Annotated in this window: 2 protein-coding genes; both read left to right on the top strand. The window is 44.9% G+C overall.

Translation table 11 applies throughout. The features are described from left to right. A partial coding sequence (locus tag A3762_RS19305; protein ID WP_156493601.1) for an efflux RND transporter periplasmic adaptor subunit occupies positions 1–789 on the top strand: 789 nt, incomplete at its 5' end. A 19-nt stretch (positions 790–808) separates the two neighbouring features. Continuing rightward, positions 809–1126: efflux RND transporter permease subunit (locus A3762_RS19300; RefSeq protein WP_197469409.1), on the top strand; the 318-nt coding region annotated here is incomplete at its 3' end.

Raw genomic sequence — 1126 nt, 5'->3', positions numbered from 1 at the left:
GCAGTGAGCTTGCGTAAGAAAAACTCACTTTCTCAAGAAGAACTCGATAATCGTCGAACTGAGCTGACAAAATCTATCTCGGACGCGGCTGCATTAGAAGCGGCGGTAGATGGTGCTGCGACCATCTTAAGCTATACGAAAATCAAAGCACCGATTGATGGTCGTGCCTCGAATGCTTTTGTAAAAGAGGGTACTTGGATTACTCAAGGTCGCACCGAGTTGACTGAGCTTGTTTCGACAGATCGTTATCATGCATATTTCGACGTTGATGAGTCGACATATCTCGAGCTTAAAGCACTGAGTGCTAGCAAACTCGATAACGTGGTATTGATGGGTATAGGCACAGCTTTCGAGTTCCCATTCCAAGGATATATCGATTTTGTCGACAACAAAATTGATATCACCACAGGTACAATTCGCCTACGTGCAGTATTCGAAGACAAACAACAAGTACTTACGGCCGGTTTGTTTGTACGTTTGATGGTGCGTGTGGAAGATCCAAAAGAGACTGTGCTAGTTAAAGAAACCGCTATCGCGACTGACTTGAACTCTAAGTACGTTCTAGTGGTTGATGAAAATAATATGTCTCAGTATCGCCCGATTCAAACGGGTCTGCGCTATGGCTCTCTGCGTGCAGTTAGTGGTTTAGCGCCAGATGAAACAATTATTGTTTCAGGATTACAGCGTGTTTTCCCAGGGATGCCTGTTGCGCCTGAGAATGTCAAAATGGTGGACGCTGCTTTCTTGGAAGAGCTGAAGAAAGAGCAAACTGCTCTCGTTAGCCAATAAAGAACGCTTAGGAGTCGCTATGAATTTTTCGCAGTTCTTTATTGTTCGTCCTATTTTCGCAAGCGTTCTGTCGCTTCTGATTTTTATTGCCGGTTTGATTGCAGTATTTCAACTTCCGATTACCGAATATCCTGAAGTTGTTCCACCAACTGTCGTGGTCAATGCAAGCTATCCTGGTGCAAATCCAGAAACGATGGCTGAAACCGTTGCAACGCCTTTAGAGCAAGCCATCAATGGTGTTGAAGGCATGCTGTACATGGCTTCGCAAGCAACATCTGATGGGGCTTTATCTATCACAGTTACGTTTGAGCTAGGAACTAACGTCGATGACGCGCAG

The organism is Oleiphilus sp. HI0125, from assembly GCF_001635355.1.
The sequence above is the reverse complement of the archived record's forward strand: the minus strand, read 5'-3'. Positions and strand labels throughout refer to the sequence as shown.